Annotated in this window: 14 protein-coding genes; 5 read left to right on the top strand and 9 right to left on the bottom strand. The window is 60.1% G+C overall.

The window, feature by feature from the left end:
• Window positions 1-7: 7 nt before the first annotated feature.
• From F475_RS16795 to F475_RS16785, 3 genes are all read right to left on the bottom strand, one after another.
• Entirely contained in the window at window positions 8-982 is a 975-nt protein-coding gene (locus F475_RS16795) for a D-glycerate dehydrogenase (RefSeq protein WP_018927144.1), read from the bottom strand.
• A gap of 137 nt (window positions 983-1,119) precedes the next feature.
• Window positions 1,120-1,494: a DUF6124 family protein gene (locus F475_RS16790; protein ID WP_111454322.1), complete on the bottom strand. Its 375-nt coding sequence runs from the start codon at window positions 1,492-1,494 to the stop codon at window positions 1,120-1,122.
• A gap of 335 nt (window positions 1,495-1,829) precedes the next feature.
• Window positions 1,830-2,798, bottom strand: coding sequence for a LysR family transcriptional regulator (locus tag F475_RS16785; protein ID WP_018927142.1), 969 nt, complete (start codon window positions 2,796-2,798; stop codon window positions 1,830-1,832).
• Window positions 2,799-3,069: 271 nt separating this feature from the next.
• Between F475_RS16785 and F475_RS16780 the strand changes: the two genes are divergently transcribed.
• From F475_RS16780 to F475_RS16765, 4 genes are read left to right on the top strand one after another with little or no spacing between them, the layout of a single operon-like run.
• The gene (locus F475_RS16780) at window positions 3,070-4,569 is read left to right on the top strand and encodes an efflux transporter outer membrane subunit (protein WP_111454321.1); all 1,500 of its coding nucleotides are present in this window, start codon (window positions 3,070-3,072) and stop codon (window positions 4,567-4,569) included.
• A 59-nt stretch (window positions 4,570-4,628) separates the two neighbouring features.
• Window positions 4,629-6,821: an FUSC family protein gene (locus F475_RS16775; protein WP_111454320.1), complete on the top strand. Its 2,193-nt coding sequence runs from the start codon at window positions 4,629-4,631 to the stop codon at window positions 6,819-6,821.
• On the top strand, window positions 6,811-7,011 hold the full coding sequence (locus F475_RS16770) for a DUF1656 domain-containing protein (RefSeq protein ID WP_007896379.1): 201 nt from the start codon (window positions 6,811-6,813) through the stop codon (window positions 7,009-7,011). Before F475_RS16775 ends, F475_RS16770 begins: the two co-directional genes overlap by 11 nt.
• Window positions 7,012-7,021: 10 nt before the next feature.
• Window positions 7,022-7,885 (top strand): HlyD family secretion protein, encoded by an 864-nt coding sequence (locus F475_RS16765; RefSeq protein WP_018927139.1) that lies wholly within the window; start codon window positions 7,022-7,024, stop codon window positions 7,883-7,885.
• A gap of 46 nt (window positions 7,886-7,931) precedes the next feature.
• On the opposite strand, the gene F475_RS16760 is transcribed toward F475_RS16765, so the two are convergent.
• The 3 genes from F475_RS16760 to F475_RS16750 are packed head-to-tail and all read right to left on the bottom strand — an operon-like array spanning window position 7,932 to window position 9,698.
• A complete protein-coding gene (locus tag F475_RS16760; protein WP_111454319.1) occupies window positions 7,932-8,330 on the bottom strand; it encodes a DUF4440 domain-containing protein in 399 nt (132 codons plus the stop codon).
• 46 nt (window positions 8,331-8,376) lie between these two features.
• Window positions 8,377-9,201: an SDR family oxidoreductase gene (locus F475_RS16755; protein WP_111454318.1), complete on the bottom strand. Its 825-nt coding sequence runs from the start codon at window positions 9,199-9,201 to the stop codon at window positions 8,377-8,379.
• A gap of 32 nt (window positions 9,202-9,233) precedes the next feature.
• Window positions 9,234-9,698 carry a multidrug transporter gene (locus tag F475_RS16750; protein WP_111454317.1) on the bottom strand — a complete coding sequence of 155 codons (465 nt, stop codon included), beginning with the start codon at window positions 9,696-9,698 and terminating at the stop codon, window positions 9,234-9,236.
• A 178-nt stretch (window positions 9,699-9,876) separates the two neighbouring features.
• Between F475_RS16750 and F475_RS16745 the strand changes: the two genes are divergently transcribed.
• Complete coding sequence (locus F475_RS16745) at window positions 9,877-12,594, top strand: RHS repeat-associated core domain-containing protein (protein ID WP_111454316.1); 2,718 nt, start codon at window positions 9,877-9,879, stop codon at window positions 12,592-12,594.
• An 82-nt stretch (window positions 12,595-12,676) separates the two neighbouring features.
• Here F475_RS16745 and F475_RS16740 read toward each other — a convergent pair whose 3' ends face one another.
• From F475_RS16740 to F475_RS16730, 3 genes are all read right to left on the bottom strand, one after another.
• Window positions 12,677-14,128, bottom strand: coding sequence for a mannose-1-phosphate guanylyltransferase/mannose-6-phosphate isomerase (locus F475_RS16740; protein WP_064620199.1), 1,452 nt, complete (start codon window positions 14,126-14,128; stop codon window positions 12,677-12,679).
• 258 nt (window positions 14,129-14,386) lie between these two features.
• Window positions 14,387-15,043 (bottom strand): alginate O-acetyltransferase AlgF, encoded by a 657-nt coding sequence (locus F475_RS16735; protein WP_019581115.1) that lies wholly within the window; start codon window positions 15,041-15,043, stop codon window positions 14,387-14,389.
• 15 nt (window positions 15,044-15,058) lie between these two features.
• Window positions 15,059-16,234 carry an alginate O-acetyltransferase gene (locus F475_RS16730; protein ID WP_111454315.1) on the bottom strand — a complete coding sequence of 392 codons (1,176 nt, stop codon included), beginning with the start codon at window positions 16,232-16,234 and terminating at the stop codon, window positions 15,059-15,061.
• Between the last annotated feature and the right edge of the window lie 2 nt (window positions 16,235-16,236).

Genomic DNA, 16,236 nt, shown 5'->3' with positions numbered 1-16,236 from the left:
TTTTTGATCAGCCTTTCCACACTTGTGGGTTCACCAGATCCTGCGGTCTTTCACCCAACAAGGCACTGCGCAAGTTGGCCAACGCACGGTTCGCCATGGCTTCGCGGGTTTCGTGCGTGGCCGAGCCGATATGCGGCAGGGTCACGGCGTTTTTCAGTTGGAACAGCGGTGATTCAGCCAGTGGTTCTTTCTCGTAAACGTCCAGCCCGGCGCCACGAATCCGGTTGTTTTGCAGCGCTTCGACCAGCGCCGGCTCGTCTACCACCGGGCCACGGGCGATGTTCACCAGAATGGCGCTCGGTTTCATCAGTGCCAGTTCGCGGTGGCTGATCAGGTGCCTGGTTTTTTCGCTGAGCGGCACCACCAGGCAGACGAAATCGGCTTCGGCCAGCAGTTGATCCAGGCTACGGAACTGTGCGCCGAGTTCCTGTTCCAGTGCGGTCTTGCGGCTGTTGCCGCTGTAGATGACCGGCATGTTGAAGCCCAGTCGACCACGACGGGCGATGGCCGCGCCGATGTTGCCCATGCCGACTATCCCTAAGGTTTTGCCATGCACATCGCTTCCGAACAACGGTGCACCGACGGTGGCTTGCCATTGGCCAGCCTTGGTCCAGGCGTCCAGTTCGGCGACGCGGCGGGCGCTGCTCATGAGCAGGGCGAAGGCCAGGTCGGCGGTGCTTTCGGTGAGCACGTCGGGGGTGTTGGTGAGCATGATCCCGCGTTCGTTGAAGTAGGCGAGGTCATAGTTGTCGTAGCCGACGGAGACGCTGGACACCACTTCCAGTTTGCTGGCGTTTTCCAGTTGCGCCCGGCCGAGTTTGCGACCAACGCCGATCAGGCCATGGGCGTGGGGCAGGGCTTCGTTGAACTGGGCGGCGATGTCGCCGTTTTTCGGGTTCGGCACGATCACATCGAAATCCTGTTGCAGGCGTTCGATCATGGGCGGGGTGATGCGGCTGAAGGCGAGGACGGTTTTTTTCATTGGAGAGGGGCTCGTCGGGCGTGGAGATTGCCAAGCAAGCTAACATTCTTCGCGGACATTATGCGAGTGCTCGGATTGCCCGGGTGTACGCCATCCAAAATTGTGGGAGTGAGGTTGTGGCTCACTCCCACAAGGGATCAGCTATGTGGCGCGGGCTTCGGTACGTCGACGTTATCCAGCACCCGGTTCACCGCCAGTTCGGCCAGCATGATGACTTGCTGGATCGCCAGGAGCGTGTGCCGCTGCGGGGCGTCGACATAGGCGGCGATGTCGCTGGTCATGACGCTGGCCGAGGCCAGGGATTCGCAGACATGGGCCAGCAGGCTCTCGTTGTCCATGTCCGGCGCGACCTGAAACATCCTGCTTGGCTTGCGGCCTTCTGGTTTTTTCGGAGTGGGCTTGAGGTAGTGATCGAGCGCTCGTTCGGCGGCTTCGTTGAGTTTTTTCGAATCGAGAGATTCGTAGGGGGAAACGTCGTCGGTTTCCGGAGGGTTCGGTGTTTCTTTAATCATGCGGAAGTTACTCATTGGCAGATGAAGTGGAACTGCCATCTTTCGTTTTCCAGACGAAAGGGTGGCAGCTGTGCGCGGACTGGAAAAACCGGAACACCCACCAAAACCCGGCAGACCCGAAGGTCTCCCGCGCACAGCCGCCATAACAAGGATTGCGTGCAGTAAAAAGCGCCGCAGTATGCCATGGGGTGTGGTCAGTGTTCGCCAGGTTTTCCAGACCTGATCGCTGATTTTGCAGCGACCCACAAAGCCTACCCACTTCGCTTCCGACCCAACAACCGACAGAACTCGTCGGAAACATCCCCCAAAATCACCGCGTCTGTAGGACCGTGAAATCAGTTCGCCAGCCGAGCCCCGCCCAAGCTGCCGCTCAATTCATACGCCGCCAATTCCGCCTGATGCGCCGCCAGAATCTCCGGCAACGACCCACGCAAGTATTCGACCCAGGTCTTGATCTTCGCGTCCAGATACTGCCGCGACGGGTAAATCGCATACAGATTCAATTCCTGCGAGCGGTACTTTGGCATCACCCGCACCAGCGTACCGTTGCGCAGCCCTTCAATCGCCGCATACACCGGCAACACCCCAACCCCCATGCCGCTGGTGATCGCTGTCTTCATCGCGTCAGCGGAGTTCACCAAGAACGGTGAGCTGTTGATGGTGACCATTTCCTGGCCTTCGGGGCCATCGAAAGCCCACTTTTCCAGCGGGATCACCGGGCTCACCAGGCGCAAGCACATGTGATTGAGCAAGTCGCTGGGCTTCTGCGCGCAGCCGTTGGCTTTTACATAGGCGGGCGATGCGCAAACGATGCTGTAGGTGATGCCCAAACGCTGGGAGACGAAGCCCGAGTCGGGCAGTTCGCTGGCGAGCACGATGGACACGTCGTAGCCCTCGTCGAGCAAGTCCGGCACACGGTTGGCCATGGTCAGGTCGAAGGTCACGTCGGGGTGGGTCTTGCGGTAGCGAGCGATGGCGTCGATGACGAAGTGCTGACCGATGCCGGTCATGGTGTGCACCTTGAGTTGCCCGGCCGGGCGCGCGTGGGCGTCGCTGGCCTCGGCTTCGGCTTCTTCGACATAGGCCAGGATCTGCTCGCAGCGCAACAGATAGCGCTTGCCCGCTTCGGTCAAGGCAATGCGCCGGGTGGTGCGGTTGAGCAGGCGGGTTTGCAGGTGGGCCTCCAGGTTGGAGACCGCGCGCGAGACGTTGGCCGTGGTGGTGTCCAGTTGTACGGCGGCGGCGGTGAAGCTGCCGGCCTCGGCCACGTAACTGAAGGCGCGCATGTTTTGCAAAGTGTCCATGGGGTGCTCTCTTGGCGGATGGCAAATTGTGACACGAAGTTTCAGAGACTGAGACCCCGACCAAGGGATTATCTCGTTAACGGTAACAAAGATTCACAAGATTCCCGACTTATCGCCAACAAGGCCCACCCCTAGAATTGCGCCGACTGTAGGAGCCGGCTTGCTGGCGATGGCATCACTGCGGTCTTCAGATAGACCGCGGCGTTCCCATCGCCAGCAAGCCGGCTCCTACAGGATCTCGTGACTCTCCCCCTTTCAGGAATTTGCAGCAGTGCCGCGTCGCATCAACAGAGCGCTCAAGACGCTCAGTGTTTTGGCTTTAACCCTGGCAATCAACGGCTGCATCGGAACCGGAGGTATTGCCCCACAGGGCAAGGCGCTGGAGGCCAATTCATTGGCCACCGACGAAGCCATCCAGAGCGCCGCCCGGGACGCTCACTGGCCCACCGCCCAATGGTGGCAGGCCTACGGCGACCCGCAACTGAACCGCTGGATCTCCCTCGCCCTGCAAGACAGTCCGAACATGGCCATGGCCGCCGCGCGGGTGCGTCAGGCCCGGTCCATGGCGGGTATTGCCGAGTCCGCCGAGTCGCTGCAGATCAATGGCCAGTCGACCCTCAAACGCCACAACTGGCCCACCGATCAGTTCTACGGGCCCGGTGAGTTGGCCAACACCACCACTTGGGACAACAACGCCGCGCTGGGCTTCAGCTATGCCCTCGACCTCTGGGGGCGCGAAAGCAACGCCACCGAGCGAGCGGTGGACATGGCGCACATGAGCGCTGCCGAAGCACGGCAGGCCCAGCTCGAATTGCAGAACAACATCGTGCGCGCCTACATCGAGCTCTCGTTGCATTACGCGCAACGGGACATCGTCGCGGCGACCTTGAAGCAGCAACAACAAATCCTCGACCTGGCGCAAAAACGCCTGGACGGTGGCATCGGCACGCACTTCGAAGTCAGCCAGGCCGAAACGCCGCTACCGGAAACCCATCGCCAACTCGATGCGCTGGACGAAGAAATCGCCCTCAGCCGTAATCAGCTCGCAGCCTTGGCCGGTAAGGGCCCGGGGGAGGGCGCGCAGTTGCAACGGCCGACGTTGTCGTTGGGGGCGGCGCTGAAGTTACCGTCGTCGCTGCCGGCGCAATTGCTCGGTCAACGCCCGGACGTGGTTGCCAGTCGCTGGCGAGTGGCGGCCCAGGCGCGGGGCATCGATGTCGCTCACGCAGGCTTCTACCCCAACGTCGATCTGGTCGGCAGCCTCGGTTACATGGCCACTGGCGGCGGTGCGCTGGAGTTCCTGACCGGCAAGAAGCTCAACTACAGCGTGGGGCCTGCGATCTCGCTGCCGATTTTCGATGGAGGCCGCTTGCGTTCCGAGCTGGGTGAAGCCTCGGCCGGTTATGACATCGCCGTGGCCAAATACAACCAGACGCTGGTCAATGCGCTGAAGAACATCTCCGACCAGTTGATCCGCCGCGAGTCGATGGACAAGCAGCAAACGTTCGCCGCCGAATCGGTGGCCACGGCGCAGAAGACCTACGACATCGCGATGATCGCCTATCAACGTGGGCTCACCGATTACCTCAATGTACTCAATGCGCAGACCTTGCTGTTCAAGCAACAGCAAGTGCAGCAGCAGGTTCAGGCTGCGCGGTTGAGTGCTCATGCGGAGTTGGTGACGGCGCTCGGCGGCGGACTCGATGCGGGCGACGACGTCCCGAGTGCCGAGAAAACCCTGCCCCCGAAAACCCCGAGCCTTTTGAAGTGAGCACGACGTTTCAGGCACACCCACAGTTCCTCAAGCCCTAGACCATTGAGCAAAATTTCATGACTCCCTTGCCCGCACCTTTGCGCTGGCTGTATTCCCTTGAATGGCGCCGGGGGTTCTTCGACTGGGCGCGCAGCGACGGCGTGACCTGGGTCTACATTTTCAAGGTGCTGTTCGCCGCATTCCTCACGCTGTGGCTGGCCATGCGTCTTGAATTGCCGCAACCGCGCACCGCGATGATCACCGTGTTCATCGTCATGCAACCGCAAAGCGGCCAGGTGTTCGCCAAGAGTTTCTATCGCTTTCTCGGCACGTTGGCCGGGTCGGCGGTGATGGTCGCGCTGATTGCCTTGTTCGCGCAGAACACCGAACTGTTCCTCGGCTCGCTGGCGATCTGGGTCGGCCTGTGCACGGCTGGCGCAGCGCGTTGTCGCAACTTTCGCGCCTATGGATTTGTGCTCGCCGGTTATACGGCGGCGATGGTTGGGCTGCCCGCTCTGGCTCACCCGGACGGCGCATTCATGGCTGCGGTCTGGCGAGTGCTGGAAATCTCCCTGGGGATTCTCTGCTCGACGCTGGTCAGCGCCGCGATCCTGCCGCAAACCGCCAGCGCCGCAATGCGCAATGCGTTGTATCAACGCTTCGGTGTGTTTGCGTTGTTCGTCACTGATGGCTTGCGCGGTCGCAGTCGGCGCGAAGCGTTTGAAGCAAGCAACGTTCGGTTCATCGCCGAAGCGGTGGGCCTGGAAGGACTGCGCAGCGTTACGGTGTTCGAAGACCCGCACATGCGTCGACGCAACGGGCGACTCAGTCGTTTGAACAGCGAGTTCATGGGCGTCACCACACGCTTCAATGCCCTGCATCAGTTGCTCGAGCGCCTGCGCGGCAGCGGCGCCGATCATGTTGTCGCGGCGATCAAACCAGGGTTGCAGGACCTGGCCGAAGTGCTCGACGGTTTCAGCGGCCGTGCGCTGACCAGCCCTGATGCCGCTCGCCTGGCCAGCGCCTTGGCGACCTATAAGGACAACTTGCCGGCGCGGGTGCGCAAGCTGCGGGCGAGCTTTCAGGAGAGCGATCCGAGCGACGCCGAGCAGCTGGATTTTCACACTGCCTACGAACTGCTTTATCGCTTCGTCGACGACCTGCACAGTTATGCACAGACCCACGCGTCGCTCGCCGATCACAGCCACGAACGGGAGCGTTGGGACGAACCCTTCACCCCGCAAACCAATTGGCTGGCCTCGGCCGCGTCGGGGATTCGCGCCGCGTTCATCCTTGTGGTGCTCGGCAGCTATTGGGTGGCCACCGCGTGGCCGAGCGGGGCGACCATGACCCTGATCGCCGCCGCCACAGTCGGCCTGTCGGCCGCGACGCCGAACCCCAAGCGCATGGCCTTTCAGATGGCCTGCGGGACCTTGCTCGGGGCGCTGATCGGCTTCGTCGAGATGTTTTTCATCTTTCCCTGGATCGACGGTTTTCCATTGCTTTGCGTGATGCTCGCGCCGGTGATCGTGCTCGGCTCGTTCCTCACTTCTCGGCCGCAATACGCCGGTGTCGGCCTGGGGTTGCTGATCTTCTTCAGCACCGGTTCGGTGCCGGACAACCTTACGGTCTACAACCCTTACGCCTTCATCAACGACTACATCGCCATGGTCATGGGCATGCTGGTGTGCGCGGCGGCCGGGGCAATCATTTTGCCGCCCAACAGCCGCTGGCTGTGGCGGCGGCTGGAGCAGGACTTGCGCGGGCAAGTGGTGTACGCCATCAGCGGCAAACTCAAAGGGCTGGCGTCGAGTTTCGAAAGTCGCACGCGGGACTTGCTGCATCAGGCCTATGGCCTCGCCGCAGGGCAGCCGCAGGTGCAGCGGGACTTGTTGCGCTGGATGTTGGTGGTGCTGGAAGTTGGCCACGCGATTATCGAACTGCGTAAGGAACAAGCGATTCTGCCGGTGCACCCGGCGTATGCCGAATCCCAGCCGTGGCGCCAGTCCATCCGGGTGATGGGGCGTTCGCTGGTGCGGCTGTTTCTGCAACCGGGCCAGAGCAATCTGGAGCGGGCGCTGGTCGCCGTCGACCACGCGATCGGCCGCGTGCAGGCCACCGACGAACCCTTTGCGCCGCACTTTGATACCTCCGCATTACGCCGGGTGAAGAGTTACCTGCACTTCATCCGCACCTCGTTGCTCGGCCCGCAATCGCCGCTGGCTTCATACACCACTGCCAAGCCCCAAGGACTTGAACATGCCTCGTGAAATCGCCTTCCACGGCGTGTACATGCCGACCATGACCCTGATGTTTTTCATTGCGGCGGCGCTGGCCTGGGCGCTTGACCGGTTCTTGTCCGGGTTCGATCTGTACCGCTTCTTCTGGCACCCGGCGCTGCTGCGCCTGAGCCTGTTTACCTGTCTGTTCGGCGCCTTGGCGCTGACTGTCTACCGTTGAGAACACTTTGATGAAAAAGCTTTTCAGCCTGCTCGCGACCCTGCTGGTGCTGGCCCTTGCCCTGTGGATCGGCCGGACCTTGTGGGTGCATTACATGAACACGCCCTGGACCCGTGACGGCCGGGTGCGCGCCGACATCATCAATGTCGCCGCCGACGTGACCGGTGAGGTGGTGGAGGTGCCGGTACGCGACAACCAGTTGGTGAAAAAGGGCGACTTGCTGATGCGCATCGACCCCGAGCACTACCGTCTCGCGGTAAAACAGGCGCAGAGCCTGGTGGCCTCGCGCAAGGCCACGTGGGAGATGCGCAAGGTCAACGCCCATCGCCGCGCCGACCTCGACAACCTGGTGATCTCCAGGGAAAACCGCGACGACGCCACCAACATCGCCGACTCGGCCCTGGCCGATTACCAGAACGCACAAGCGCAACTGGAGGCCGCCGAACTGAACCTCCAACGCACCGAAGTGCGGGCGGCGGTGGACGGCTACGTCACCAACCTCAACGTCCATCGCGGTGACTACGCGCGCATCGGCGAAGCGAAAATGGCGGTGGTCGACATGAATTCGTTCTGGGTTTATGGCTTCTTCGAAGAAACCAAACTGCCGCATGTTCGCGTGGGCGATAAAGCCGACATGCAACTGATGAGCGGCGAAGTGCTCAAGGGCCACGTGGAAAGTATTTCTCGCGGCATCTACGACCGCGATAACCCGGAGAGTCGCGAGCTGATCGCTGATGTGAACCCGACCTTTAACTGGGTGCGTCTGGCGCAGCGGGTGCCAGTAAGGATTCACATTGATGAAGTGCCGGAGGGCGTGCTGTTGGCGGCGGGGATTACGTGTACGGTGGTGGTGAACCCCCCGGCTGGCGAATAACCTGTGGCGAGGGGGCAAGCCCCCCTCGCCACAAAAAGTGGCCGTGTCAGCCTTGGCAAAACGTCTCATGCAAATGCCGCCAAACCACCTTGCCATCGGCCTGTTTCTCAAACACCGCCGAGGACCGCCGATCAGAATGCAGCCCCATCGCATCGGTCTGTTGCTCGCGGTAACTGACCACTGCGCCACTGTCATACAGCGCGACACCTCGCAACTCGCTGAGCTCAATCCTGAACCCGAGCTTCTTCCCGCCCGCCAGCAGAAACAATTCATTCAACGCCGCGAAATCCAGTACCCGGCCCAACGGCGAGACCATGGAAAACTGCGGTGAAAAACGCGTCAGCAATTGCTCAAGCTCGGCCTCGTCCCGTTCCTCGGCCAACCATTGCTCGATGGCTACGTGGGCCTGGATCACTTCGTCAAAGTATTCGGTGTAGTCGGTCATGCTGTTTCCTGAAAGTCTGAAAGTGTGTTTTGACGCCTTCGCGGTCTCAGAGCTGCCCGCGCAACCCGAACCGCTTCATCAACCCTGACTCCAGCAACCCTTTTGGCAATAACCCCGCCATCAACGGCAACGCCCGGCTGCCGTTACCCAAACGCACCAGACGCGGTGGTTTGCTCTGCTGCACAGCCTTGAGCAAACCGGCGGCAAATTCACTGGCCGGCGTTGGTTTATCTTGAGAGGCCTTGGCCCGTGCACGAATACCTTCACGCAGCGGAAACCACGGTGATTGTTCGGTGATCAGTTGCTCGGCTTCGTGGCCGGCATTCTTCGCGAAGCTGGAGGCGATGGCCCCAGGCTGAACTTCCATGACCCGCACGCCGAACGGCGCCAGCTCCATGCGCAGCGCATCGCTCAAGGCATGCACGGCGGCTTTCGAGGCGCAGTAGGCCCCGGCAAACGGCGTGACCAGAACCCCGGAAACGCTGCCGATGTTTATCACCAGCCCCCGGGCGCTACGCAGTACCGGGAACATCGCGCGAGTGACGCCGACAATCGCAAACACGTTGGTTTCGAACTGGCGCTGCATGGCCGGCACGCCGCCATCGAGCAGCGGCCCCATGGCGCCATAACCGGCATTGTTGATCAGCACATCGAGACCGCCGCGTTGCTGGTTGATCCGCTCGCTCAGCTGTTCGAGGGCCGGGCCATCGTTAACGTCCAGCTGCACGGCGGTGAAACCGGCGGCGGTGAGGGCTGCCACGTCTTCAGCCTTGCGGGCACTGGCCCAGACTTCGTAACCGGCATTTTTGAAGGTGTCGGCGAGGGCGCGGCCAATGCCGCTGGAGCAACCGGTAATCAACGCAACAGGCATGGCGCGGTCCTTGTGCAAAAGAAAAAGGGGGATCAGTCGGAGAAACTACCCTGCAACCGTTCAGCGCGAAATTCCAGGGTTTGCGGGCGGTAGCCGGGGCGCAAGGGTGGTAGCGGCAAGCAGTCTTCCCAACTGCCGCCGGCCTGCAATTCACCGGGGCCGCGATAACGTGGCGCAGCGTATTGATTGTCGGCCAGGTTCACCGTATCGCCCGGCGCATACGCCGCGATGCGCCAGCGCAACTCGGTCAGCGGCACGTCGTTGCCGTTTTTCATTGTCAACTTCAACGGCCGGTCTGCGGGACAGTGCTCGGGTGCGTAAGTGATGCGCAGCTCAAGGCGTGCCAGTTGCTTGATTTCGCGATTGTCCATCCAGAACACCCACGTCGCCACCAGGCCCAATCCGACAGCGGCCGCCACGGAAACCGGCACGGCCTTGGTCGGGTAGCGCAGCAGCAGGATCAGCCAGGTGATGACCAGCAGGACGCCGATGAACATGTTTGAACGCTCCATGAACGGATAACCGACATCCTACCGAAGGGGCACGAGAATGGATATTCGGTGAGCAAGGGGTTGTACCGTTGGTCGGTACTGTAATTTCTGACAGTAGCCAGCCATGTTCTTGAAACGTTAGAAGACATTGGCCGACGGGGCTGTTATTCAATGGACAGAGGCGATGGAAATGCACCACAAGACGCCCACACTGAGGATCTTCGATCCGCGCGGCCTGTCGATTCGCTTGGTAGATTACTGGCGCGGCATCGAAAACCTGCCCGCTGAGGTCCGCATCAATCGCACTGCTCACAATGGCGCAGGACGTGCAGTCAAACAGTGGGATCCGCGGTTATGGGCGCTGCAAGAAGGCGATCCCCTGACCCCTCCCAATCTGATCACGGTGTATTCGCTGTCCGGGAACGCGTTGCGCACGGACAGCGTTGATGCCGGAACGCAGATCACCCTGCGCGGTCTGGCCGACGAAGTGTTGTCGGACTGGGACAGCCGCCAAACACGTCGCGAGGTCGAATATGACGATTTGCTGCGGCCCGTGGCGGTGTTCGAACAGGGCGCCGTGGAGCCCCGTCGCTGTGTCGAGCGCTTTACTTATGGCTACCCGGGCCAGGGTAATCAGGACCTTAACCAGTACGGCAAACTGATTCGCCATGACGACCCGGCGGGCAGCGTACTGTTCGACTCGTTTGCGATCAGCGGTGAAGGCATCGAAAACACCCGCCACTTCACCCTTGAGCCGGTAACCCCCGATTGGCCGGAATCGATTGATGATCGCCGACGGCTGCTCGAACCGGGGACTGGGGCGACGTCCAGGTGGCGTTTCGGCCCGTTGGGTGATGTGCTGGAACAGACCGATGCCAAGGGTAATCGTCAGACTTTCGGTCTGACCGTCGATGGCCGATTGCGCGAAAGCCGACTGCAATTGAAGGATCAATCCATTTGGCAAACGTTGGTCAGCGAGATCCGCTACAGCGCCCAAGGGCAAGTCGAAGAGGAGGTCGCGGGTAACGGGGTGCGGACGACGCTGGCCTATCGACCCGAAGACGGTTTGTTGATGGAGCGTCGGGCACAGGATGCCAGTGCCCGAATGTTGCAGCATCTGATCTACGACTATGACCGGATGGGCAATGTCTTGAGCATCGAGGACAAGGCCCTGCCCGTGCGCTACTTCGCCAACCAGCGCATCGACCCGATCAGTCGCTTCATCTACAACAGCCTGTACGAGTTGATCGAAGCCTTTGGCTGGGAGGCGGGCGGTCCCGATCAAGGACCCGAGTCGGTTGGTCGCACCGATCCGGCGGCGGTTAGCAACTATCGGCAGATTTACCACTATGACGAGGGCAGCAATCTGCTGAAGGTGACCCACATCGGCGCGCAAAAACATGGGCGCGATTTGAAAGCTGCCCGCTACAGCAATCGCTGCCTGCCCTGGCGCAACGGCGTGCCGCCCACTGAAGAGGACATCGCCGCCGCATTCGACGCCAAAGGTAATTTGCTGGAGTTGGACCAGGGACGGTTGTTGACCTGGGATCTGCGCAATCAATTGCGCTCGGTCAGCCCGGTGGAGCGCGCCTCCCGGCGCAATGACGGTGAGTGCTATTTTTACGATGGCGCTGGCCAGCGGGTGCGCAAAATCCGCGCGTTGCAGACCAGGGCTCGCACCGTGATAGCTGAAGTGCGTTACTTGCAGGGTTTGGAACTTCGTACCGACAGTGGCACCGGGGTGGTGTTGCAGGTCATCACCGCGCAGGCTGGCCTCAACACCGTGCGGGTGTTGCATTGGGACAGCGAGCCACCGTCCGGTGTCAACGATCAGTACCGCTACACCCTGGTCGATCACCTGAGCTCCTGCACCGTGGAACTGGCCGATGACGCGCAAATCATCAGCCGGGAAATTTTTTATCCCTTTGGCGAGACCGCGTGGTACGACGCGATTGAAGTGGACTATAAAACCATTCGTTATTCGGGCAAGGAACAGGATGCCACGGGGCTTTATTGCTATGGCTTCCGGTACTACATACCGTGGTTGCAGCGATGGGCGAGTACCGATCCGGCAGGCGCTGTGGATGGCTTGAACCTGTATCGGATGGTTCGAAACAACCCGTTAACGTTCTTTGACGAGCAGGGTGAAAACTCAAAATCCAACTCGGCAGTGCGTACCGCGATCGAGATTTTTGAATCGTATAAGGACAATTACAGCGATACGGACAGAATGACTCCTTACAACATGATGAACACAATCACTCAGGGCAAACTGAAGTTCAAAACAGCAAAGGCAACACCTGCGGTGCTTGAAAAGACCAAGCCCCAGAACTTTACCTTGCGCCATTACACGGTCTACGGGAGCAGCGGCGAAACACCTCCCTTTATGGAAATCGCGTCTAACTTTTCTTTGGTTCACAAGAACTTGAAGACGTTGGGCGGAAAGGGCGGCAATACCAATGAAAAGGATTGGACCAAGGCCGGAAACATGGGCTTCACCTTCTTTCTTCTGGCGATAAATGGAGAAGTGAATGAACGCAAGTTTCTCGGCTCGATGACACACTTTGCCGAATACGATCTTGAGGATGACAAGGCGCTGGAGGCAGCCTTGGGTAAAGATTTCGATAAGGTAGAGTTTTTTGCTTCTCCCGATGTACTCGATCCCAAACACTCTTCGGACCTGAGCGCGGTGCCAATGGTTAAAGGCCCACTGAAAGAATTGAAGGCGCTGCTGTTAGGCAACTCGGGAATCAGTCCGGTTCAGGTGGGAAGAATGAGTTCACGAGCATTACTTGACAGTATCGATAGTGCGTTTCATGGAACACTTGAGATCAAAATACCAGGATCAATAAAGGTCAGTGGCTGGCATAGAAAACCAGCCACAACCCGTAAGGCTGCATGAATGTGTAAAAAAGCCCCCGCCCAACCCGCTGCGGATAGGGAACGCAGCGGGCTGGACGAGGGCTTTTTGATTTGCTGATTGATTACTGCGCGATGGTTTTCACCGACACGCCGCGCTCGATCGGGGTGGAGCGACCGTAGATATCTTCAAACCGCTCGATATCGTCTTCGCCCAGGTAGCTGCCCGATTGCACTTCGATGATCTCGAGTGGAATCTTGCCCGGGTTGCGCAGACGGTGTACCGAGGCGATCGGGATGTAGGTCGACTGGTTTTCACAGAGCAGGAACACGTTTTCGTCGCAGGTCACTTCAGCGGTGCCGCTGACCACGATCCAGTGTTCGGCGCGGTGATGGTGCATCTGCAGCGACAGGCACGCGCCCGGCTTGACCGAGATGTGCTTGACCTGGAAACGACCGCCCATATCCACCGAGTCGTAGGAACCCCACGGACGATAGACTTCGCAGTGGTTCTGGGTTTCGCTGCGGCCCTGTTCGTTGAGGGTGTTGACCATCTGTTTGACGCCTTGGACCTTGTCCTTGTGGACGATCATCATGGCGTCCTTGGTTTCGACCACCACGATGTTTTCCAGGCCGATCACCGACACCAGTTTGCCGTTGCCGTGGATCATGCAGTTTTTGCTGTCCTGGATGACCACGTCGCCTTTGGTGACGTTGCCGTTGGCGTCCTTTTCATTGACTTCCCACAGCGACGACCAGCAACCGACATCGCTCCAGCCCGCGGTCAGCGGTACGACGCAGGCGCGCTGGGTTTTTTCCATCACCGAATAGTCAATGGAATTGTCCGGGCAGCAGGCAAAGGTGGCGGAGTCGATGTCGATGGTGTCGGCATCCTGCACGCTACGTTCCAGGGTCAGTACGCAGGTGTCGTAGATGTCCGGATCGTGCTTTTTCAGCTCTTCGAGGAAGCGGCTGGCGCGGAACAGGAACATGCCGCTGTTCCAGAAATAACCGCCGGACTGGACGAACTCGGTGGCGCGTTTCACGTCGGGTTTTTCGACGAAGTGCGAGACACGGCTGACGCCTTCCGGCAGCAGGGCATCGTTGGTGGATTTGATGTAGCCGTAACCGGTTTCCGGTTTGGTCGCCGGCACGCCGAACAGCACCATTTCGCCACGCTCGGCCGCCACAGTGGCCAGGGCCAGGGCGCGTTGCAGGGCTTTCTGGTCTTCCAGGACGTGGTCGGCCGGCAGCACCAGCATCAACTCGTCGCGACCTTCATTGACCAGCATCATCGCGGTCAGGGCCACGGCCGGCGCGGTGTTACGGCCGAACGGTTCCATCAGGATGCGCTGGGTTTCCAGTTTACGGGCGCTCAGCTGCTCGTTGACGATGAAGCGGTGATCCTTGTTGCAGACCACGATCGGGGTATCCATGCCTTCGAACACCAGGCGTTCCAGGGTTTGCTGGAACAGCGTGTGTTCGCCGGTCAGGGCGAGGAATTGCTTGGGGAATTGCTTTCGGGAAAGCGGCCAAAGACGTGAGCCGCTACCACCTGACAAGATCACCGGAATCATGTTGTTACTCCCTTAAATCGATTGGTTAGAGCCACGAACGTTCTGTCGTTTCACTCTTGTTTTTGTTCCGTAATCAGATCGGCTCACCGATTCTGTAGCAGCTGCCGAGCCTGCGAGGCTGCGTTCGGCGACGTAGTCGTCGTGAATCCCGTCAATGCGGTCATTCAGAAAGACCGAGTTGCTTGGATTGCGACTGCTTCGCAGTCGGACGCAGGCTTCGCCAGCTGCTACAGGGTGATCACCGTCCTGATGAATTAATCAGCGCGTCGAGACCGGGCGCTTGACCCAGACTGGCGACAGGCTGCTGCCGTTGCCGGTGACGTACAGCACCGCCGCTTCACCGCGCTCCAGGGCAACCGGCTTCACGTCGCCGACTTTCTTGTCGCCTTCGTACAGCGCCAGGCTGACTTTCACCGGGTTGATTTCACGCTCGCCACGGCCCTTGGCGGCCACGTTCGGCACCACATCGGTCTTGCCGTCGGCGGTTTTCAGGGTCAGGGCCTTGTCGCTGAGGTTCTGCACGCGTACCAGGGATTTCTGTTTGTTCTTGAACGGCGGCTCTTCGATCAGTTGTGGCGCGCCGCTGGCGTTGTTGACCAGAGTGTAATAGTGATCGCCGGCCAGTTTCACCGGCAAGGTCTGGCTACCGACCTTGGCGCTGTAGTCGCCGCCCGGCATGAAGCTGAAGTCAGTGCTGGACAGCGGCGCGACTTCGTTCAGGTTGGTGGTGCCGACTGTAGCACTGACTTCAGCGTTACCGGCGTTGTAGACCCGCACGAAGGTGGAGCCTTTCGGTGCGGTCGGGCCGTAGAGGGCGGCGTCGCCACCGGCAAAAGCCTGCATCGAGAGCACGCTCATGCCGGCAACGAGAGCGAAGGTCTTGGCGAGACGGCGAGGAGTAGTAGTGAAAGTCATGGGTGTACCTCTCTTTCAGTTTTGCGCCCGGTCGGGCGTCTCGGATTTGGTGTTTACAGCTACGTTTTGTTGGCGCGCGCCGGCTTGTTTAAGCTCTGCGACCCACTGCGGGTCGGCGTCACCGATTTCGTTGTTCACAGGCAGATATCGTTCAGGGAATTCCCAGATCAGCACTTGTGGCGGGCTGTTCTTGAAGGCATCGCTTTTCAGGTAGTTGAGCATCGGCAGAATCGGGCCATGGCCGTCTTCGGCGTAATTGACCACGTCGCTGTGCAGCGCTTCTTTCAGCGCACCGACGAAGTTCCAGTTAGGGTTGGCGCTGTAGCTGGTGCCGATCAGGGCCACCGGCACTTCCGTGTTGGCGAACAACGCGTCATCACCGGTCGGTTGATCCTGGGCCGCCACGGTGTTGCGCTTCTGCAAAGGTTCTGGCGCCGGCATCAGGTTTTCGAACAGCGGGTCCAGCGGCAGGAACAACCGCAGGTCGCCCTTGTGCGTCACCTTCTCGGCAGGTTCAGTGACGAAGTTTTGCGGTTCGCCGCTGAGCGGAGCCTTGTCGGCGATGGTTTTGGCCAGGGTCTGGGCAGCGACTTGTGCGCCTTCCGGGGTCCAGTGGGTGTCGGTACGCAAGAACACTTGCTGACCGTTGCGCTTGGCTTGTTGCAGCGGGCCGAGCAGGTCAGGGGCGAGGATCTTGTCGGCCGCCACGCGAGCGTGGAAGTCCTTGTACAGATTGGTGTGGATACTCGCCGGCTTCACTTCACCCAGGTGCTCCGGGTACAGACGCGTCTTGGCCGGAACAATTGCCATCACCAGTTGCACGCCTCGCTTTTTCAGTTCCTGGCGCACGCCTTCGACCAGCGCGTAGTTGCCTTGCAAGTTCAACTCTTCGTTGACGATCGGGTGGAACTCTTCATCGCTGTAGAGCCACTGATCGCGACCGAGCACCACGCCCGGACGACCTTCGTTGAACAGTTTGAAATCCAGCGCGGCCCAAAGGTTGGTGCCCAGGCGCTTGATCGGGAACTCGTCGTCATAGTGTGTCTCGACGGCTTTGGTCCAGCGCCCGTTGAGCACGGTGGCATCGGCGTTGGTACTGAAGCCGAAGAAGCTGCGTACCGACCACACGCCCAGGACCAGCAAGGTCACCAGGAACAGCGCGATGTAGAAGATGCGTAATGAGCGGGTCATGG

The organism is Pseudomonas sp. URMO17WK12:I6, assembly GCF_003253625.1.
Taxonomy (GTDB): domain Bacteria; phylum Pseudomonadota; class Gammaproteobacteria; order Pseudomonadales; family Pseudomonadaceae; genus Aquipseudomonas.
This window is presented reverse-complemented; position numbering and strand designations above follow the sequence as displayed.